The sequence below is a fragment of the Rhizobium sp. BR 314 genome, from assembly GCF_047445805.1.
Lineage (GTDB): Bacteria > Pseudomonadota > Alphaproteobacteria > Rhizobiales > Rhizobiaceae > Rhizobium > Rhizobium lusitanum_B.
Genome location: NZ_JARWLA010000003.1, coordinates 425,478 through 442,500, shown reverse-complemented (window position 1 = coordinate 442,500; position 17,023 = coordinate 425,478). Strand labels below are relative to the sequence as shown.

General features: G+C 59.7%; 15 protein-coding genes (1 of these 15 running past the window's edge). 2 read left to right on the top strand and 13 right to left on the bottom strand.

Annotation, left to right across the window (positions count from 1 at the left end; genetic code table 11):
- Positions 1 to 1,744, top strand: the 3' portion of a protein-coding gene (locus QD461_RS07050; RefSeq protein ID WP_414087062.1) for a M23 family metallopeptidase. The gene continues 197 nt to the left of window position 1, outside the view; 1,744 of the gene's 1,941 nt are visible here — the last part of the coding sequence; the start codon falls outside the window, past its left edge; its stop codon occupies positions 1,742 to 1,744.
- Positions 1,745 to 1,779: 35 nt separating this feature from the next.
- Here QD461_RS07050 and QD461_RS07045 read toward each other — a convergent pair whose 3' ends face one another.
- The 8 genes from QD461_RS07045 to QD461_RS07010 form a co-directional block, all read right to left on the bottom strand.
- Positions 1,780 to 2,292: an AAA family ATPase gene (locus QD461_RS07045; protein WP_414087061.1), complete on the bottom strand. Its 513-nt coding sequence runs from the start codon at positions 2,290 to 2,292 to the stop codon at positions 1,780 to 1,782.
- A 135-nt stretch (positions 2,293 to 2,427) separates the two neighbouring features.
- On the bottom strand, positions 2,428 to 5,028 hold the full coding sequence (gene clpB / locus QD461_RS07040) for an ATP-dependent chaperone ClpB (protein ID WP_414087059.1): 2,601 nt from the start codon (positions 5,026 to 5,028) through the stop codon (positions 2,428 to 2,430).
- 335 nt (positions 5,029 to 5,363) lie between these two features.
- On the bottom strand, positions 5,364 to 6,059 hold the full coding sequence (locus tag QD461_RS07035) for a DUF4167 domain-containing protein (protein WP_414087058.1): 696 nt from the start codon (positions 6,057 to 6,059) through the stop codon (positions 5,364 to 5,366).
- Positions 6,060 to 6,522: 463 nt separating this feature from the next.
- Positions 6,523 to 7,398: a peptide chain release factor N(5)-glutamine methyltransferase gene (prmC, locus tag QD461_RS07030; protein ID WP_414087057.1), complete on the bottom strand. Its 876-nt coding sequence runs from the start codon at positions 7,396 to 7,398 to the stop codon at positions 6,523 to 6,525.
- Complete coding sequence (prfA, locus tag QD461_RS07025) at positions 7,395 to 8,474, bottom strand: peptide chain release factor 1 (RefSeq protein WP_184709884.1); 1,080 nt, start codon at positions 8,472 to 8,474, stop codon at positions 7,395 to 7,397. The genes prmC and prfA overlap by 4 nt, the downstream gene beginning before the upstream one ends.
- A 90-nt stretch (positions 8,475 to 8,564) precedes the next feature.
- On the bottom strand, positions 8,565 to 10,832 hold the full coding sequence (gene ptsP, locus QD461_RS07020) for a phosphoenolpyruvate--protein phosphotransferase (RefSeq protein WP_414087056.1): 2,268 nt from the start codon (positions 10,830 to 10,832) through the stop codon (positions 8,565 to 8,567).
- A 100-nt stretch (positions 10,833 to 10,932) separates the two neighbouring features.
- Positions 10,933 to 12,207 carry an aspartate kinase gene (locus QD461_RS07015; RefSeq protein ID WP_414087055.1) on the bottom strand — a complete coding sequence of 425 codons (1,275 nt, stop codon included), beginning with the start codon at positions 12,205 to 12,207 and terminating at the stop codon, positions 10,933 to 10,935.
- A 171-nt stretch (positions 12,208 to 12,378) separates the two neighbouring features.
- Positions 12,379 to 13,005, bottom strand: coding sequence for a hypothetical protein (locus QD461_RS07010; RefSeq protein ID WP_414087054.1), 627 nt, complete (start codon positions 13,003 to 13,005; stop codon positions 12,379 to 12,381).
- A 262-nt stretch (positions 13,006 to 13,267) separates the two neighbouring features.
- Here QD461_RS07010 and ubiG point away from each other — a divergent pair, with 262 nt between their 5' ends.
- Positions 13,268 to 14,020, top strand: a complete 753-nt coding sequence (gene ubiG / locus QD461_RS07005; protein ID WP_414087053.1) for a bifunctional 2-polyprenyl-6-hydroxyphenol methylase/3-demethylubiquinol 3-O-methyltransferase UbiG — start codon at positions 13,268 to 13,270, stop codon at positions 14,018 to 14,020.
- A gap of 27 nt (positions 14,021 to 14,047) precedes the next feature.
- On the opposite strand, the gene QD461_RS07000 is transcribed toward ubiG, so the two are convergent.
- Genes QD461_RS07000 through QD461_RS06980 form a run of 5 tightly spaced genes read right to left on the bottom strand, consistent with a single transcriptional unit; the run spans position 14,048 to position 17,008 of the window.
- On the bottom strand, positions 14,048 to 14,635 hold the full coding sequence (locus tag QD461_RS07000) for a DUF3291 domain-containing protein (protein WP_414087052.1): 588 nt from the start codon (positions 14,633 to 14,635) through the stop codon (positions 14,048 to 14,050).
- Positions 14,635 to 15,063: a DUF1178 family protein gene (locus tag QD461_RS06995; protein WP_184709895.1), complete on the bottom strand. Its 429-nt coding sequence runs from the start codon at positions 15,061 to 15,063 to the stop codon at positions 14,635 to 14,637. The genes QD461_RS07000 and QD461_RS06995 overlap by 1 nt, the downstream gene beginning before the upstream one ends.
- A complete protein-coding gene (locus QD461_RS06990) occupies positions 15,060 to 15,917 on the bottom strand; it encodes a carbon-nitrogen hydrolase family protein (protein ID WP_414087087.1) in 858 nt (285 codons plus the stop codon). Before QD461_RS06990 ends, QD461_RS06995 begins: the two co-directional genes overlap by 4 nt.
- Positions 15,918 to 15,943: 26 nt before the next feature.
- Positions 15,944 to 16,201, bottom strand: coding sequence for a glutaredoxin 3 (gene grxC, locus QD461_RS06985; protein WP_414087051.1), 258 nt, complete (start codon positions 16,199 to 16,201; stop codon positions 15,944 to 15,946).
- Between the two features lie 30 nt (positions 16,202 to 16,231).
- Positions 16,232 to 17,008, bottom strand: coding sequence for a ComF family protein (locus QD461_RS06980; RefSeq protein ID WP_414087085.1), 777 nt, complete (start codon positions 17,006 to 17,008; stop codon positions 16,232 to 16,234).
- Between the last annotated feature and the right edge of the window lie 15 nt (positions 17,009 to 17,023).

The following is a 17,023-nucleotide window of genomic DNA, read 5'->3' as shown; positions in this document are numbered from 1 at the left end:
GGCCGAGGCCTATGCGACAACGGACAATCATGATGCCACGGACAATCAGGTTACGCGCGGTGGTCGCCTGATCACGAGGACGATCGCCTCGAAGCCTTCCGACCGTAACATCCTCGAAGTATCGACCGTGGTGCGCGACGGCGACAAGGAAGTGGTGCGCCGCCAGCCCTTCGCACATGTGAAGATCGCACTCGCGACCAATCGCGTCGCCGGCGAAGGCTATCCGCCCTTCGATCCCCTGGCGATCTTTTCCGCCGACGACAACATACCCCCGCCCGCCAATCGCACCGGGGCGATCTATGGATCGGATGTGGAATCCGAGGTCAGCCTGAAGTCCATAAGCTTTCCGACCAAGGACATTCCCTTCCAGCTCGCCGGCTCCATGTCGCGCGAGGAGGTCGAGGAAAACGTGCGTTCCAACGGCTCGGTCCTTGCCGACAGCAACACCCAGGTCTCGGCACTGTATTATGTGGATCCACGTCGCTTTGCCAATGATGATGACGACGTCGATCTGACGGCTGGACTGGCAGCCCGCATCGTCGAGGAAAACATGTCCGTCTCCGCGTCACAGGCGGTGACCGCGCAGACCGAAGAATTCGCCGACGATATCATCCCTGTCAGGCAGAACATGCCGATCACCACGGCTCTAACCAATTCCGGCTACCCGAAGGCCGACGCCGACAGCATCAGCGCCAAAATCCTGCCGGTCTTCGGCTCGTCCGACGTATCTTCAGGCGATGTGCTTCGCATCGGCATCCTGCAGAAGGGCGAGCAGGCAAAGATCATTCGCGCCAGTATCTATCGTGGCACCAAGCATCTGCTGACCATTGCGCAGAACGACCGCGGCGACTTCATCGCCGGCAGCGCGCCGCCCATGCTTGACGCCATAGCCACCGCTTTCGATAACGACGCGCCGGTCCTGACGGCCGGACGAGATCTGCCGAGCGTCTATGACGGCATCTATCGCGCTGCACTTTCCTACGGCATGAGCAAGGAAATGATAGCGCAGGTCGTCAAGTTGCTCGCGAGCAATGTCGACTTCCAGGCCCAGCTTAAGCCGACGGATTCGCTTGAAGCCTTCTTCTCGGTTGCGGATAGCAAGGGACAGGCGACGGCCGATTCCGAGTTGCTCTACGTCAACGCCAAATTCGGCGATACGGTGACCCGCTTCTATCGCTTCGAGGATCCGACAGATCATTCGATTGATTACTTCGACGAGGCCGGCAAGAGCATCAGGCAGTTCCTGCTGCGCAACCCGGTTCCGACCGGCATCTTCAAATCCGGATTCGGCATGCGGCGCCACCCCATTCTCGGCTTTGCCCGCATGCATACCGGTGTCGATTGGTCCGCACCGCGCGGAACGCCGATCATCGCCGCCGGCAACGGTATCGTCGAAAAGGCCGGCTGGGATTCCGGTGGCTTCGGCAACCAGACGCTGATTCGCCACGCGAATGGTTACGTCTCCTCCTACAATCACCAGAGCGCCATCGCCAAAGGCGTGACACCCGGCGCGAAGGTGGTGCAGGGCCAGGTGATCGGCTTCATCGGCTCGACGGGTCTCGCGACCGGCCCTCACCTGCACTATGAGCTGATCGTCAACGGCACCAAGGTCGACCCCTTGCGCATTCGCCTTCCCGGCGGCAAGTCGCTCGACGGCGAAGCTCTCGCCAAGTTCCAGGAAGAGCGCAAGCGCATCGACACGCTCCTCAGCGACGACAAGACAAAACAGGTTGCCAGCAAGTAGCGATCCGAATTGTTCGAATCCCAACTACCAGGCTGCTATCTAGGCCCGGTAGCCCTCAATCGATCGACCAGTTCCGTGACGATATCATCCGCGGCGTTCAAGGCTGTGTCGACGACGACCGGTCCCGGGCCCCAGTTATCATAATTTCGGGTGACCACCTCATTCCATGTCGGGTTCACATGACCTTCGATATCCGTCTGGCGCGCTTCCACGCGCCGACGATGCTCCATTTTGTCGGAACAAATGACCTCCACTTCGATTACGGATACGGCCGCACGCTGCGCAACCTGCCTCCAAGCCTCGCGCGTTATCGATATCGGATTGACGGAATCGGCAATAACAGTTTTTCCCAGTTTGAGATTGTCTCCGGCGACCCCATAGGCAGCCATGTATCCGGCAGGCCCGACATCACCTCTTAACATGCCGGAATTCCGCAGCGCCTGCTCGATCGTGTCGAGCCGGACATAAGTGCCATCCAGCCTTTCAGCCAGTGCCCGCGCAATCGTGGTTTTGCCGCTGCCCGGCAGGCCGCCAAAGACAATAAGCATGTTTCCCCCGATCCTCTAAACCCGAACCAGGGTTACAGACCCGGCGCCGCTCGACAAGATGTTTTCTGAGCACGCCGTCGAAAGCAAAATGGCGACCCGAGGGCCGCCATCTGAATTTATCCAAATGCCGTGATCTTATGCGGCTTCGTTCGCGGCCTGGCGCGGGTGGAACAGCAATCTGTCCGAACCGCTGGTGACCTTGACTAAAGATCCGTCCGGAACCTGCCCGGACAGAATCTGCTCAGCGAGCGGATCCTGGACATATTTCTGGATCACCCGCTTCAGCGGTCTTGCACCGTAAACGGGATCGTAGCCCTTGTTGGCGAGCCAGTTGCGAGCGTCTTCATCGAGATTAAGCGTGATCTTGCGCTCCGACAGCAGCTTCAGCAACCGTTCCAGCTGGATGTCGACGATCGCGCCCATCTCATCGCGCTTCAGGCGATGGAACAGAATGATCTCATCGACACGGTTCAGGAATTCCGGCCGGAAATGCGACCGGACCACTTCCATCACCTGCTCGCGCACCTGATCGCTGTCATCGCCGTCCTTCAGCTGGGTTAGATATTCGGCACCCAGATTGGAGGTCATGATGATCATCGTGTTGCGGAAGTCGACTGTGCGGCCCTGTCCGTCCGTCAACCGTCCGTCATCCAGAACCTGGAGCAGGATGTTGAAGACATCGGGATGCGCCTTTTCGATCTCGTCGAACAGCACGACCTGATAGGGCCTGCGGCGGACGGCTTCGGTCAGCGCACCACCTTCCTCATAGCCGACATAGCCGGGAGGGGCACCGATCAGCCGGGCCACGGAGTGCTTCTCCATGTACTCGGACATATCGATACGCACCATCGCGGTGTCGTCATCGAAGAGGAAGCGGGCGAGCGCCTTGGTCAATTCCGTTTTGCCGACGCCGGTCGGGCCGAGGAAGATGAACGAGCCGATCGGCCGGTTCGGATCCTGCAGGCCGGCACGCGAACGGCGAACGGCACGGGAAACCGCCTGAACGGCGTCGCCCTGGCCGACAACCCATTTTGCCAGCTCGTCTTCCATCCTGAGCAGCTTGTCGCGCTCGCCTTCCAGCATCTTGTCCACCGGGATCCCGGTCCAGCGGGAAACCACCTGGGCAATGTTGTCGGCAGTGACGACTTCCTGCACCATGGAATCGCGGGCACTATCCTGCTCTTCCGCTGCGTGAAGTTCCTTTTCCAGATCGGGGATCACCCCATAGGCAAGCTCGCCGGCACGCTGGAATTCACCCTTGCGCTGAGCAATGGCAAGCTCGTTGCGGGCGTCGTCAAGCTGCTTCTTCAGATCGGCGGCAAGGCCGAGCTTCTGCTTTTCGGCCTGCCAGCGTGCAGTCAGCGCATCGGCTTCCTCTTCCAGAGAGGCAAGATCCGTTTCAAGCCGCTTCAGCCGGTCGGCCGAGGCCTGGTCCGTTTCCTTTTTCAACGCTTCGCGTTCGATCTTCAGCTGGATGATGCGACGATCTAGTTCATCGAGCTCTTCCGGCTTGGAGTCCACCTGCATGCGCAGGCGCGCTGCGGCTTCGTCCATCAAATCGATGGCCTTGTCCGGCAGGAAGCGGTCGGTGATGTAGCGGTTCGACAGGGTAGCGGCAGCCACCAGCGCGGCATCGGCGATACGCACCTTGTGATGCTGTTCGTATTTTTCCTTCAGGCCGCGCAGGATCGAGATCGTGTCTTCGACCGTCGGCTCTTCAACCATGACGGGCTGAAAACGACGGGCAAGAGCCGGATCTTTCTCGACGTGCTTGCGATATTCATCGAGAGTGGTCGCACCAACGCAATGCAGCTCGCCGCGAGCAAGCGCAGGCTTCAGGAGATTGGACGCATCCATGGCGCCATCGGCCTTGCCGGCTCCGACCAGCGTGTGCATCTCGTCGATGAACAGGATGATCTCGCCGTTTTCCGACTGGACCTCGTTGAGGACGGCCTTCAGCCGCTCTTCGAACTCGCCGCGGAACTTGGCGCCGGCAATCAGCGCGCCCATATCGAGCGCCATCAGCTTCTTGTCCTTCAGCGATTCAGGAACGTCGCCGTTGACGATGCGCAGCGCCAGACCTTCGACGATCGCCGTCTTACCGACGCCCGGCTCGCCGATCAGCACCGGATTGTTCTTGGTGCGGCGGGACAGGACCTGAACGGTGCGGCGGATTTCCTCGTCGCGACCAATCACAGGGTCAAGCTTACCCTCGCGGGCCTCGGCGGTGAGGTCGCGGGCATATTTCTTCAGGGAATCGAAGCCCTGCTCCGCATTGGCGGAGTCGGCAGTGCGACCCTTGCGGATCTCGTTGATGACCTGATTAAGGGCAACGGGCGTGACACCGGCCTTCTTCAGCGTAGCCGAAGTCGAAGCCGTGGGCTCGATCGCCAATGCCTGCAGCAGGCGTTCGACGGTGACGAAACTATCACCGGCCTTCTTTGCGGCATCTTCAGCTGCGGTAAAAACCTTGGCAAGCGGCTGTGCCAGATAGACCTGACCATCGCCGCCGGAAACCTTTGGCAGTTTGGCTAGCGCTGCATCATTGGCAATGCGAGCGGCCTTGGCATCGCCACCGGCGCGTTCGATCAGCGAAGACGCCATGCCCTGATCATCGTCAAGAAGCACTTTCAGAACATGTTCGGGCGTGAATTGCTGATTACCCTGCGCAAGCGCATTGGTTTGAGCGGATTGCAGGAAACCGCGTACCCGCTCGGAGTATTTTTCAATATTCATATTAGACCTCCATAGATCGGCCTGCCCGGAACGGCGCAGATCGATGATTGAGATAGAGCCCCCTCAAGAGGCAGGCCCGGCCATGTCGCCATTGAGATTTGCGGCAAGGCAGCTGAGCAGAATATGGGAGGGTCGCTTGAAAGTTTAAAGGGTGGGGAAAGCGAAAAAAGGCAGCAATTTTACGAACAACGCAGCAGAGACAAGAGGTTGGAAACAACCCGCGTCAGCGGGATCAGCAGTCGACAACAAGCGCGGGAACAAAAAACGGGACCAGCAGCATTCGGCGCTGCCGGTCCCGTTTGGGTATCCAATCGTCTCTCAGGAATTGAGAGAGGTTATTCCGAGGTGGCGTCTGCCAAAGCTGGGGCCTCGTCCGAAGCGCCCTCACCCTGGCCTTCTGCATCACCGGCCGCGCGACGCGGCTGGCGGCGCGGACGGCTGCCGGCATTGCGGCGGCGCGGTTGACGCTCGGTCGCTGCGGCAGGCGTCTCTTCTTCGATCGCCACTTCGGCGGGGATGCCTTCGATTACCGGCTGCGGGCCGGTGCCATCGATGACATCAGGCTCGGGAGTCGGTACCGGTGCTGCTGCTGCAGCCGGAGCGGGCTGATGACGCGGCGGACGCGGTGCCATCTGCGGCTGGTCGTCAACCTCGCCACCATCGATATCATCGATGTCGCGGTCGGCTACGTCACGCTCATTGTAATTGTGGTGTTCGTCGCGCTGATAGCGCTCCTGCATCTGCGCCTGGGCGCTGGCAATGATGCGGTTGTAGTGCTCGGCATGCTGAAGGTAGTTTTCAGCCATGACGCGGTCGCCGGAGCTTTGAGCGTCACGCGCCAAAGCCGCATACTTCTCGGCGATATGCTGAGCGGTTCCGCGGATCTTCACATCGGGACCGGAGCTGTCGTAGGTTCTGGTCAGCGGGTTGGAGCCCTTGCGGTTGAAATTATTGTTGTTATTTCCGCCGCCACCGCCGCCGTTGTTGTTACCACGCCCCCGACCGCGCTTATTCTGCTGTCCTGGCCTCATAGATCCTTCACCTGAATTCTCTTCGTTGGGATAAAATTCATACACGACACCTGCCGCCGCGGCTCGGACATTCCCGAAACCAGGGCCTGCGTGCCGCAAGCAAACTGCGCTTTAAGCGCCGGTCTGCCGCTCGACTACGTCAGATTAACTGATCACGCATTGGGTTATCTTCAACCTTTGACACTCTTACCAAAGAGCGGATCCCCGAGGCTGTCCAAGACAGGCGAATCGTCTCGCCTATTCCCAGCCGCCCAACGCGTGAGCGCAACCTATATCGCTTCCTCAGGAAATCCAAGCTTTTTCTTCGCGATAACAATAAGGATCTCACAAATCTGCAGCAAAATGTCGCGTTAGAACATGATGCCGAAAAGTGTTAGCGGTTTTCGAACGACATCATGCTCTGCTTCTTTGTTTCTAGAACGGATTCAGATTTTAGGTCGAACAGATCTAAAATCACCCGGCTCTAGTGACGAAACTCAAACACAAGCACCCGGTCGTTCCGGCCGTAGTCACGAACTGCTTCGAGAAGGAGAAATCCTGCTCCTTCAAAAACCGAAGTCACCGTTTCACGCTGATCGTAGCCGATCTCTACTCCTAACATTCCATTGGGGTGCAGAAACCGCGCCGCATCTTTTGCGATCGCCCGATATGCATCCAGCCCATCAAGGCCCCCGTCAAGGGCCGCGGGAGGATCGAAATCCTTTACTTCTGGAGCGAGAGTGGAAATGACACTGGACGCAATATAGGGCGGATTTGAGACAATCACATGAAATCGTTCGTGGATGGCTTCAAACCAGCTTCCATGCACAGTCGTAAACCGCGCCGCCAGTCCATTTCGCTCTGCGTTCCCGCGAGCAGTCTCCAGCGCTTCGCTGGAAATATCGGAACCGACACCCGTCGCTTCCGGGCATTCATGAAGAAGAGCCAAACAGATGGCTCCCGTTCCCGTTCCGATGTCCAATATGTGGACATTGCCGACCTCGGATTCAAGCCGCCGAACATGCGGAAGCATCGTATCGACGAGAATTTCCGTATCCGGCCGAGGTTCGAGCGTTGCCGGAGACAGCCGCAAAGGCAATCCGTAGAATTCACGCTCGCCGAGGATGCGATGGATCGGCTCGTGATTGAGCCGCCGTCCGATTGCCGTCCGAGCCTGCTCGACAATTCCGGGTAACACCGCATCGGAACCGCGCGTCACAAGCTCGGTGGACGAGAGATGCAGCAGGCCGCCGACAAGGATGCGGGCTTCAGTGGTGGGATCGTCGAGATCAGCCGCGGCAAAGCGGGACCGCACCTCCTGCAGGAGCCCCGCAACGGTCGACCCCTGCCCGCCGCTCATGCCTGTTCACCGAGCTGAGCGAGCTGGCTCGCCTGGAAATCCGCCAGAAGCGCATCGACCACTTCGTCGATTTCGCCTTCCATCATCCGGTCGAGCTTGTAGAGCGTCAGGTTGATGCGGTGGTCGGTAACGCGGCCCTGCGGAAAGTTATAGGTGCGGATGCGCTCGGAGCGATCACCCGAACCCACCTGGCTCTTGCGGTCGGCGGAACGTTCGCTGTCGGCGCGCTGACGCTCCATGTCGAACAGGCGCGAGCGCAAGACCTGCATTGCCTTGGCGCGGTTCTGGTGTTGCGACTTTTCCGAACTCGTCACCACGATCCCTGAGGGAATATGGGTGATGCGCACCGCCGAGTCGGTGGTGTTGACGTGCTGGCCGCCGGCGCCGGAGGAGCGCATCGTGTCGATACGGATATCCTCGGGCCGGATATCGATATCGATTTCTTCGGCCTCGGGCAGCACGGCGACGGTTGCCGCTGAAGTATGAATGCGGCCGCCAGCTTCGGTTTCCGGTACGCGCTGAACGCGATGAACGCCGGACTCGAATTTCAGCCGGGAGAACACGCCCTTGCCGCTGATCGTCGCGATGATTTCCTTGTACCCGCCCGCTTCGCCCTCGCTCGAGGAAAGAACTTCCACCTTCCAGCCGTTGCTGCCGGCAAAGCGCTCATACATGCGAAAGAGATCGCCGGCGAAGAGGGCGGCCTCAGAGCCGCCCGTACCGGCGCGAATTTCCAGAATGGCGCTCTTTTCGTCGGCAGCGTCCTTCGGCAGCAGCAGGATCTGCATTTCCTGTTCGAGCGACGCGATTCGCTCCTTCACCTCAGGCAGCTCCATCTCGGCGAGATCGCGCATTTCGCGGTCCACCGATTTGTCGGCGAGCATGACGTCAAGATCGGCAGCCTCGGCAAGGGCTCGTTCGTAGTCACGGATCTTGGTGACGACCGGCTGCAGTTCGGAATATTCGGAAGCAAGCTTCACATAGACGTCCGCGGCAGGGCCGGCAGACATGCGCGCTTCGATTTCGCCGAAGCGACGCTCGAGTTCACGCATTTTTTCAACGGGGAGCTTCGCCACCCTCTACTCCAATTCTTCTTATTATGTCTGTTGTGATGTTCCGCGCATGATCTCGTCCGCAAACCGCTGTGTGCCTTACGGGATCCCACGCTAAAGCGGAATATTGTGGCTCTCGGCAAAGCGGGCAAGAATATCGCGCACTGAGGTCGTCGGACGCTTGTCGTTCAGCGCGTCTTCCATGACCTCGGACAAAGCTTTGAGATCGAGCCCCATAAGCATCGCCTTCACCGGACCGATCGAGGCCGGCGACATCGAAACCGAACGGAAGCCGATGCCAAGCAGCGCCATGGCGGAAATCGTCTTGCCGGCAAGTTCGCCGCAAAGCGTCACCGGCGTCTTGTTGCGCTCGCCGGCCCGCACGATATCGCGGAGAATGCGCAGGAACGGCCGCTCTAGCGGGTCAAAGCGATCCGAGACGCGGGCATTGCCGCGATCCACCGCCATCGAGAATTGGAATAGATCGTTGGAGCCGACCGAAACGAAATCGACCTCTGCCATCAGCTCGTCCAGCTGCCACAACAGCGCCGGGACCTCTAGCATGGCACCGAATTGCAGCTTGCGTGGCAGGCTATGCCCGAAGCGCGAGAGATGCTGCACCTCCTTCTGCAACAGCTCGCGCACTGCCCTGATCTCGGAGACCTCGGTGACCATCGGCACCATCATCTTCAACTCGTTGTCGGCCGAGGCCTTCAGCATGGCGCGCAGCTGCGTACGCAGCAGACCAGGGCGATCGAGCGAGAGACGGATGGCACGCCAGCCGAGCGCCGGATTTTCTTCCTCGTGCGCGCGAAAATAAGGAACGACCTTATCGCCACCGATATCGAGCGTCCGGAAGGTGACGACACGCCCACCCGCCTGCTTCATCACGTTGCGATAGAAGATTTCCTGTTCTTCCGCCTTCGGCATGGTCGAGGCGATCATGAACTGCAGCTCGGTACGAAACAGGCCGATACCCTCGGCACCAGACTCGGCGAGCTGCGGTAGATCGACCAGCAAGCCGGCGTTCATCAGCAGCGAAATACGCTGCCCATCTTTGGTGACAGGCTCGACCGATCGGAGGGCACGGAATTGCTCCTGCCGGCGGGCGCGGAACCGCACCTTTTCCTCGTAGGAACGCTGATGATCGGCCATCGGACGGAGATGCACATGGCCACCGTCGCCATCGATTATGACTGAATCGCCGTTTTCGGCCAGCGCGACAATCCCGGTCGCCTGACCGATGACCGGAATGCCCATGGCACGCGCAACGATGACGACATGGCTCGTAACCGCGCCTTCTTCGAGCACCAGACCGCGAATGTTGGCTCTGGGATAGTCGAGCAGTTCGGCGGCACCCATGGCACGTGCGAAAATGATCGCGTCGTTCGGGAAGCCTTCGGCACTCGTGCGGCCGGAATAGCCGATGAGCTGTCTCAGCAGGCGATTCGCCAGATCCTCGAAATCGTGCATGCGCTCGCGAAGATAGGGATCGGTCAGGCGCATCATGCGCGCCTTGGTGTCACTCTGCACCTTTTCGACAGCTGCTTCCGCCGTCAGGCCGTTGCGAACAGCCTCTTCCAGCTTGCGCACCCAGCCCTGGTCATGCGCGAACATGCGATAGGTCTCAAGCACCTCGCGATGTTCACCCTCCATGGACACGTCGCGACGCGAGAGCATGTCGTCGATCGAGATTCGCAGCGAGCCGAGCGCCTCGGCCAGACGGCCGATTTCCTTGTCGGCATCCTCGTTCAGCAGGTTGGTGACGACGATGCGCGGCTCATGCAGCACGACATAGCCGAGGCCGATGCCTTCATTGTAACTGTCGCCGTCGATGGTGACGGAACGCGTCAGATCGAGCTCGAGGCCTGGCTTGGTGATCTTCTTCAACTCGCCAGTGGCGATCATTTCGGCCAGCACCATGGCCGTCGTCTCAAGCGCCTCCAGCTCTTCCTCGCGATAATTCCGGCTCGCCTTGTTCTGCACGACGAGAACGCCGAGCGACCGGCCAGTGCGCAGGATCGGCACGCCGAGGAAGGAGTGATAAATTTCTTCGCCGGTTTCCGGCAGGTAGCGGAAGGCGGGATGCGATTGCGCGTCGGACAGGTTAAGCGGCTGGGCGGACGCGGCAATCGTACCGACGAGACCCTGACCCATCTTCAATTGCGAGAGGTGGACGGCTTCCTTGTTCAGGCCCTCGGTCGCATAGAGCTCGAGCACACCGTCGGAGCGCAGCACGTAGACCGAGCACACTTCGGCGACCATGTTGCCGGCAATCTGTCGAACGATCCGGTCAAGGCGCTCCTGCGGCTCCAGCGGCTCCGCCATAAGTTCGCGCAGCCGCTTGAGCAGAACGCGTGGACCGCCGGATAGGTCTCTCATTGCGTCTCTAGCTCCCGAATCAAGATGTCATGCCACTCTTGCCCACATCAGGGCCGGCCGAAACTCGCCTCCGTCACGGTCCGTTGTCAGCAGTCCTGACTCAACTCTTATCCAGACCGTAGCAGGAATGCAAAGTCCTGACTGCGAGTTCTGCATAAGGACCGTCAATCAGGATGGAAATCTTGATTTCTGACGTCGTAATAGCCTTGATGTTGATGCCTTTTTCGGCAAGTGCCCGGAAAGCGGTCGCGGCCACGCCTGCATGCGAGCGCATGCCAACGCCGATGACCGAAACTTTCACCAGGCCTGATTCGCTCTGGACGACATCGTAACCGATCTTCTCCTTGTTCTCGCCGAGAACGCGCAGCGCCTTTTCGGCATCGCCGGAAGGAACCGTGAAGGTCATGTCGGTCTTGGAGCCGTCCTCGGAAATGTTCTGGACGATCATGTCGACATTGATGTGGCTCTCGGCCAGCGGTCCGAAGATGGCGGCGGAAACGCCCGGCCGGTCGGCAAGACGGCGCAACGAGATCTGGGCCTCATCCTTGGCATAGGCAATGCCGGTGACTACTTCCTGTTCCACGATTTCATCCTCGTCACAAATCAGCGTTCCGGGCGGGTTAAGCAGATCGCCCATGCCCGGAGCATCGGGATCCTCGAAAGAAGAGCGCACGAAGGTGCGAACCTTAAAGACCATGGCCAGCTCGACCGAACGCACCTGCAGCACCTTGGCGCCGAGAGACGCCATTTCGAGCATTTCCTCGAAGGCGATCTTCTTCAGGCGGCGAGCCTTCGGTTCAATGCGCGGATCGGTCGTGTAGACGCCGTCGACATCGGTGTAGATGTCGCAGCGGTCGGCCTTGACGGCCGCGGCGATCGCAACTGCCGATGTATCGGAGCCGCCGCGGCCAAGCGTCGAAATACGATTGTCCGGACCAAGTCCCTGGAAGCCGGCAACGACTGCTACCTGGCCTTCCTTCATGCGGCGAACCATTTCGCCGCCGTCAATCTCGAGAATGCGGGCCGCCCCATGGGCGTTATCCGTGCGGATTGGAATCTGCCAGCCCTGCCAGGAACGGGCATTGACGCCCATGGCCTGCAGCGCAATCGCCAGAAGACCAGACGTCACCTGCTCGCCCGATGCAACGACGGCGTCATATTCGCGCGCATCGTAGATCGAATGATCGGCGCCTGAGACCTTCGGGATGTTCTGAACCCAGCCGACCAGCTCGTTGGTCTTGCCGGACATGGCGGAAACAACGACTGCAACCTCGTGGCCGGCGTCGACTTCACGTTTCACATGGCGTGCGACGTTCTTGATACGGTCCAGATCCGCGACGGAAGTTCCGCCGAATTTCATCACGATGCGTGCCATGTGCCTCTACCAGTACCCAGCGCCGGGCGGCCGAAATGCGATAAGCCCGGCATGCAAAATCGCCTTCCCGGTTCAATAGCCGGAAAAGCTTGATCTCAATGGGGCCGTCTCTTAACGAGTTTGGCAGGCGGGCGCAATAGCTTGGCGCAGCAGGCACCAATAAAGCTTCTTTTAAAAGTCAACTTTTAAGCTCGACCAGAACTTATCGAAAATGCTGCCTTCCTTGGGGATATTTTCCTTGTTGACGATGGTGGCGACCAAGACGCCGCCGCTGGGCTTGCCCATCGCAACGACCTCATAATCCATGACATCGCTTTCCGTGGTGGTTTCGGCCTTGACCCCTTTCAGCGTGCGGCTGTCGCCAAGATTGCGCTGGGTGGTTTCCTTCTTGATCTTGGCGCCAGCGCTGACGCTTTCTTGCACCATCTGCTCCAGCACAAAGTCCGTAAGGCCGGAGGGATTTAGCCCCTTATATTCCTGCACGATGATGCCGGTGCCGATCGGCGTCATCAGCGCATATTGCTGCACGCCGCTGCCAAGATCGGTCCTGGCCACAGAAAACTTGCCGTCGTGATCGAAGGAGAATTTGCCACCGGAAAAAGTCACGGTTTCGCTGCGCTGCAGCTCCACCGAGAGCTTGCGACCGTCCTTCGTGGTAACATCCAGCGTGTCGCCGGGGTTGATCCCCACTTCGACACCGTCGATCGTCAGACGAAAGCCTTTGCCATCCCCTGCATTTGCATGGCTGACCGCAAGACAAGCTATGGCCATCGCGGTCGCGACACGGAATGATTTCATGAGGAATTCCTCCATTGGCCTTCAGAATCGGTCGCTCGCCGATTCTGAAGGCCCAGTTGACAGCCCGGGCGATTGATCGGCCATGCCACGCTTGCTTGTCAACCTTGGCCGGCCATGTGCAGACATGGAATAAGGCAGCGCGACACCGCCGCAGAGCTTGCACCCTTGACATCGGCCTCCGATCGTCCGACTTCACGGATGACAGAAACTATGCCTCGCAATCATGCGAGCGGATTGCACGATGCCGACCAAGGAGCGAGCCATGAGCGAAACGGCGAAAAGCACGATCGACCAGAGCGAAGTGGACCGTTTCTCCGCCATGGCTGCCGAATGGTGGAGCCCGACAGGCAAGTTCAAACCGCTGCACAAGTTCAATCCGGTTCGCCTGGCCTATATCCGCGACCGGGCTTGCGAGAATTTCGACCGCGACCCGAAGAGCAGCCGGCCACTCGAGGGTCTGCGCGTGCTCGATATCGGCTGCGGCGGCGGATTGCTTTCCGAACCGATGGCACGCATGGGCGCCGAGGTTATCGGCGCCGATCCCTCTGAGAAGAATATCGGCATTGCCTCGACACATGCGAAAGCTTCCGGCGTTCCGGTCGACTATCGCGCTGTGACGGCCGAACAATTGGCGGAAGCGGGCGAGACCTTCGATATCGTGCTGAATATGGAAGTGGTCGAGCACGTCGCCGACGTGGAGTTTTTCCTCACCACCTGCGCCAAGATGGTGCGCCCCGGCGGGCTGATGTTCGTTGCGACTATCAACCGCACGATGAAGGCAGCGGCTCTTGCCATCTTCGCCGCCGAAAACGTGCTTCGCTGGCTGCCGCGCGGCACGCACCAGTACGAGAAGCTCGTTCGCCCGGAAGAGATCGAAAAGCCGCTTACCGCCGATGGGCTTGAGATCATCGCCCGCACCGGCGTGTTCTATTCGCCGCTGCAGGATCGGTGGAACCTGTCGAAAGACATGGACGTCAACTACATGATGCTGGCGAAGCGGGCAAAATTCAGCTGAAGGCTCGCAGTCGGGCGAAACATATCCCTAGACCTTCAAGGCAAGTACATGCGCCAGCAAATCGCTCTGGCCTTGTGCATTGAGCGCTGCGATATCCTTGACCCGGCGTCGGTCGACTTCGACGGAATTGCCATCAGGCCCAAAGGGCTGCTTGAACGTGAACGCCGCGGCGCTGGCCCCGTGATCGTGAAGATATTCGAGCCGCTCCGCACCGTCCCTCCATTGCGGAACGGCGCCTGCATCCACCCACCATAGCACCAGCGGCGGCCAGCTTTGCCTGACGTTCCAATGCCGCGCATGTTTGAGCGCATCGGCATGCACACCGCTATAGGAAAATGCCATCAGCGCCTCGATATCGGCCCAAAGCGATAACGACGATGGCGCGCTGGCAAAGCCGCTGCCTCGGATGAAACGCGGGAAGACCTGCTCGCCCCAGCAGAAAGAGCCCTGCTCGCCGGCATATCCGGAACGGCCGATGAATCCGTGTGCACGGGCCGCCGCCTCGAAATTCGCCGCCTCGCGCAGGCGAAATCCTTCGACGGCAGAGCTTTCATAGGCCGCGACATGCAGCCCGAAATTATACATGGCGAGATGTTTGCCAGCTTGAGCCGACATCAGTTGATATCGTCAGGCAGCACCGGAAGGGCTGCGATCTCTATACCCTCTTCAACGAGGGCTTGTGCCTCGTCCGGCGTTGCCTTGCCGATGATCCCGCGGGCATCCGCCTCGCCATAATGGATCTTACGTGCTTCTTCCGGGAACTTAGCGCCTACATCCTCGGAATTGGCCTTGATCGCCTCGACGGCTTCCTTGAGCTTGGTCATGGCTTCCTTGCGAGCTGCATCCATGGCAAGCGTCTGCATCTCATCCTTCTTACGCGCGGTGGAGACAGAAGGCGCCATCAGGAGCTTGGAAATTGCAGAGGAATTGCAAACTGGGCACGTCAGGAAGCCGCTGGCAACCTGGCGATCGAAATCGGCACTTTCGGAGAACCAGCCTTCGAACTCATGGGCATTGTCACAACTAAGCGAGTAACGGATCAAGCAGCGACGCCTCCAGCCGCCGGCGTCGCGATCTTCTCCAGCGAAAATTCGCGCGCATTCTTCAAGTTGGGAATTTTGTCATGGGCTGCTTTCACCGCAGCCACATCGATCTCGGCAATGACGACAGCCTCACCCGTGCCGCCGGCAGACGCCAGCACCTTGCCCCAGGGATCGATGATCATGGAGTGGCCGAAGGTTTCGCGGCCGTCCTCATGCTTGCCGGCCTGCGCAGCAGCAATGACGAACATGCCGTTTTCGATGGCGCGGGCGCGCAGCAGGATTTCCCAATGTGCCTCGCCCGTCTGCCTGGTAAAGGCGGCAGGCACCGTCATCACCTCGGCGCCGGCAACGGCCTGGGCGCGGAAGAGCTGCGGAAAGCGCACATCGTAGCAGATGGAAAAGCCGAGCTGGGCAAAGGGCAGCGATGTGATGCGCGCCTCTGAGCCCGGCCGATAGACGGCGCTTTCGCGCCAGCTCTCGCCGTTGTCGAGATCGACATCGAACATATGAATCTTGTCGTAACGGTTGATGAGCTTGCCGTCGGGACCAAAAAGAAAGCCGCGATTGGCGATCTTGCCGTCATCGAGCGCAATGGCCGTCGAACCGATATGAAGATATATGCCGAGTTCTTTCGCCAGCTCGGCGGCCGTCGTGACGATGATGTCGCCAGCCTCATCGCACAGGACGGCGCGCAAGCCCGGACGATCCTTCTGCACTGCGCCGGTCATCTCCGGAGTCTGCACATAGACGGCACCCTTTAAAGCCGCTTCGCGAACAAGGCGCGCCATGTCGGCCGCGTTCTTCACCGGGTCGACACCGGAGCACATCTGAATGGCGGCGGCTTTGAAAGTCATCATCATCTCTCCCGTACGATAGCGGTTCAGGCTGACAGCATCGGATCGAGCTTGCCGGCCCGATCCAGCGCGTGGATATCGTCACAGCCGCCGACATGCTCGTCATTGATGAAGATCTGCGGAAAGGTCGAACGACCGTTCGCCTTCGCAATCATCTCCTGCCGCGCTTCGGGCGAATAAGTCGCATTGTGCTCGACATAATCGACGCCTTTAGCTTCGAGCAGCGATTTCGCACGAGCGCAGTAGCCGCAGAACTCACGCGTATAAATAACGACGGATGCCATAATCCACTCCGGAATAGCTTAGCTTTGGTGTCATATAAGATGGCCGACGACCCTTGCAAAGGTCAAAACGGTGGCATCCGCCGCGCCGGCTTTCTTCAATGCGCGCGTGGCCGCAGCCACGGGCGCACCTGTGGTATAGACGTCATCTACCAGCACGATGCGCCGGCCGAAAATATCGGCCGCCCGATGTTCCGAGACGGCAAATGCCCCGCGCACATTGTCGTGCCGTGTCTTGGCGCCGAGACCGACCTGCCGGCTCGTGCGCTTGATGCGCAACAGCGTCGCGGCAAGAAGCGGCTTCCCAGAAAGACCGGCGACATGACGCGCCAGTTCGGCCGCCTGATTGTACTTGCGCGAAAACAGCCGCGCCCGATGCAGGGGCACGGGAATGATCGCGTCGCACGCGGCGACCGTGCCGTCGCCGGCGCGCAGCATCCACCCGGCCATCATCGGCGCCAGATCGGTGCGGTCGCGATATTTCAGGCTGAACACCAAGTCGCGCACGATGCCATCGAGAACGGCGGCAGAGCGCAGCCGATCGAAGACGGGTGGATCGGCGATCGCTTCGGCGCTGAGAATGCCGGCGCCGAGATCATAGGAAAAAGGACTGCCGAGAACCTCGCAATAGGGCCGCTCGATGAAGCGGATCTTTGACCAACAGTCGGGGCAGAGGCCACGATGCGCACCAACGGAAACGCGGCAACCGCGACAGGCGGGCGTATAGACCAGATCGGCGAGTGCGACCCATGGCCTTTTCAGCCCAGCCGTCAGCATAGATAATGTGATTTCGCGCCCCATCATCCCCATATGATTGACACTAGC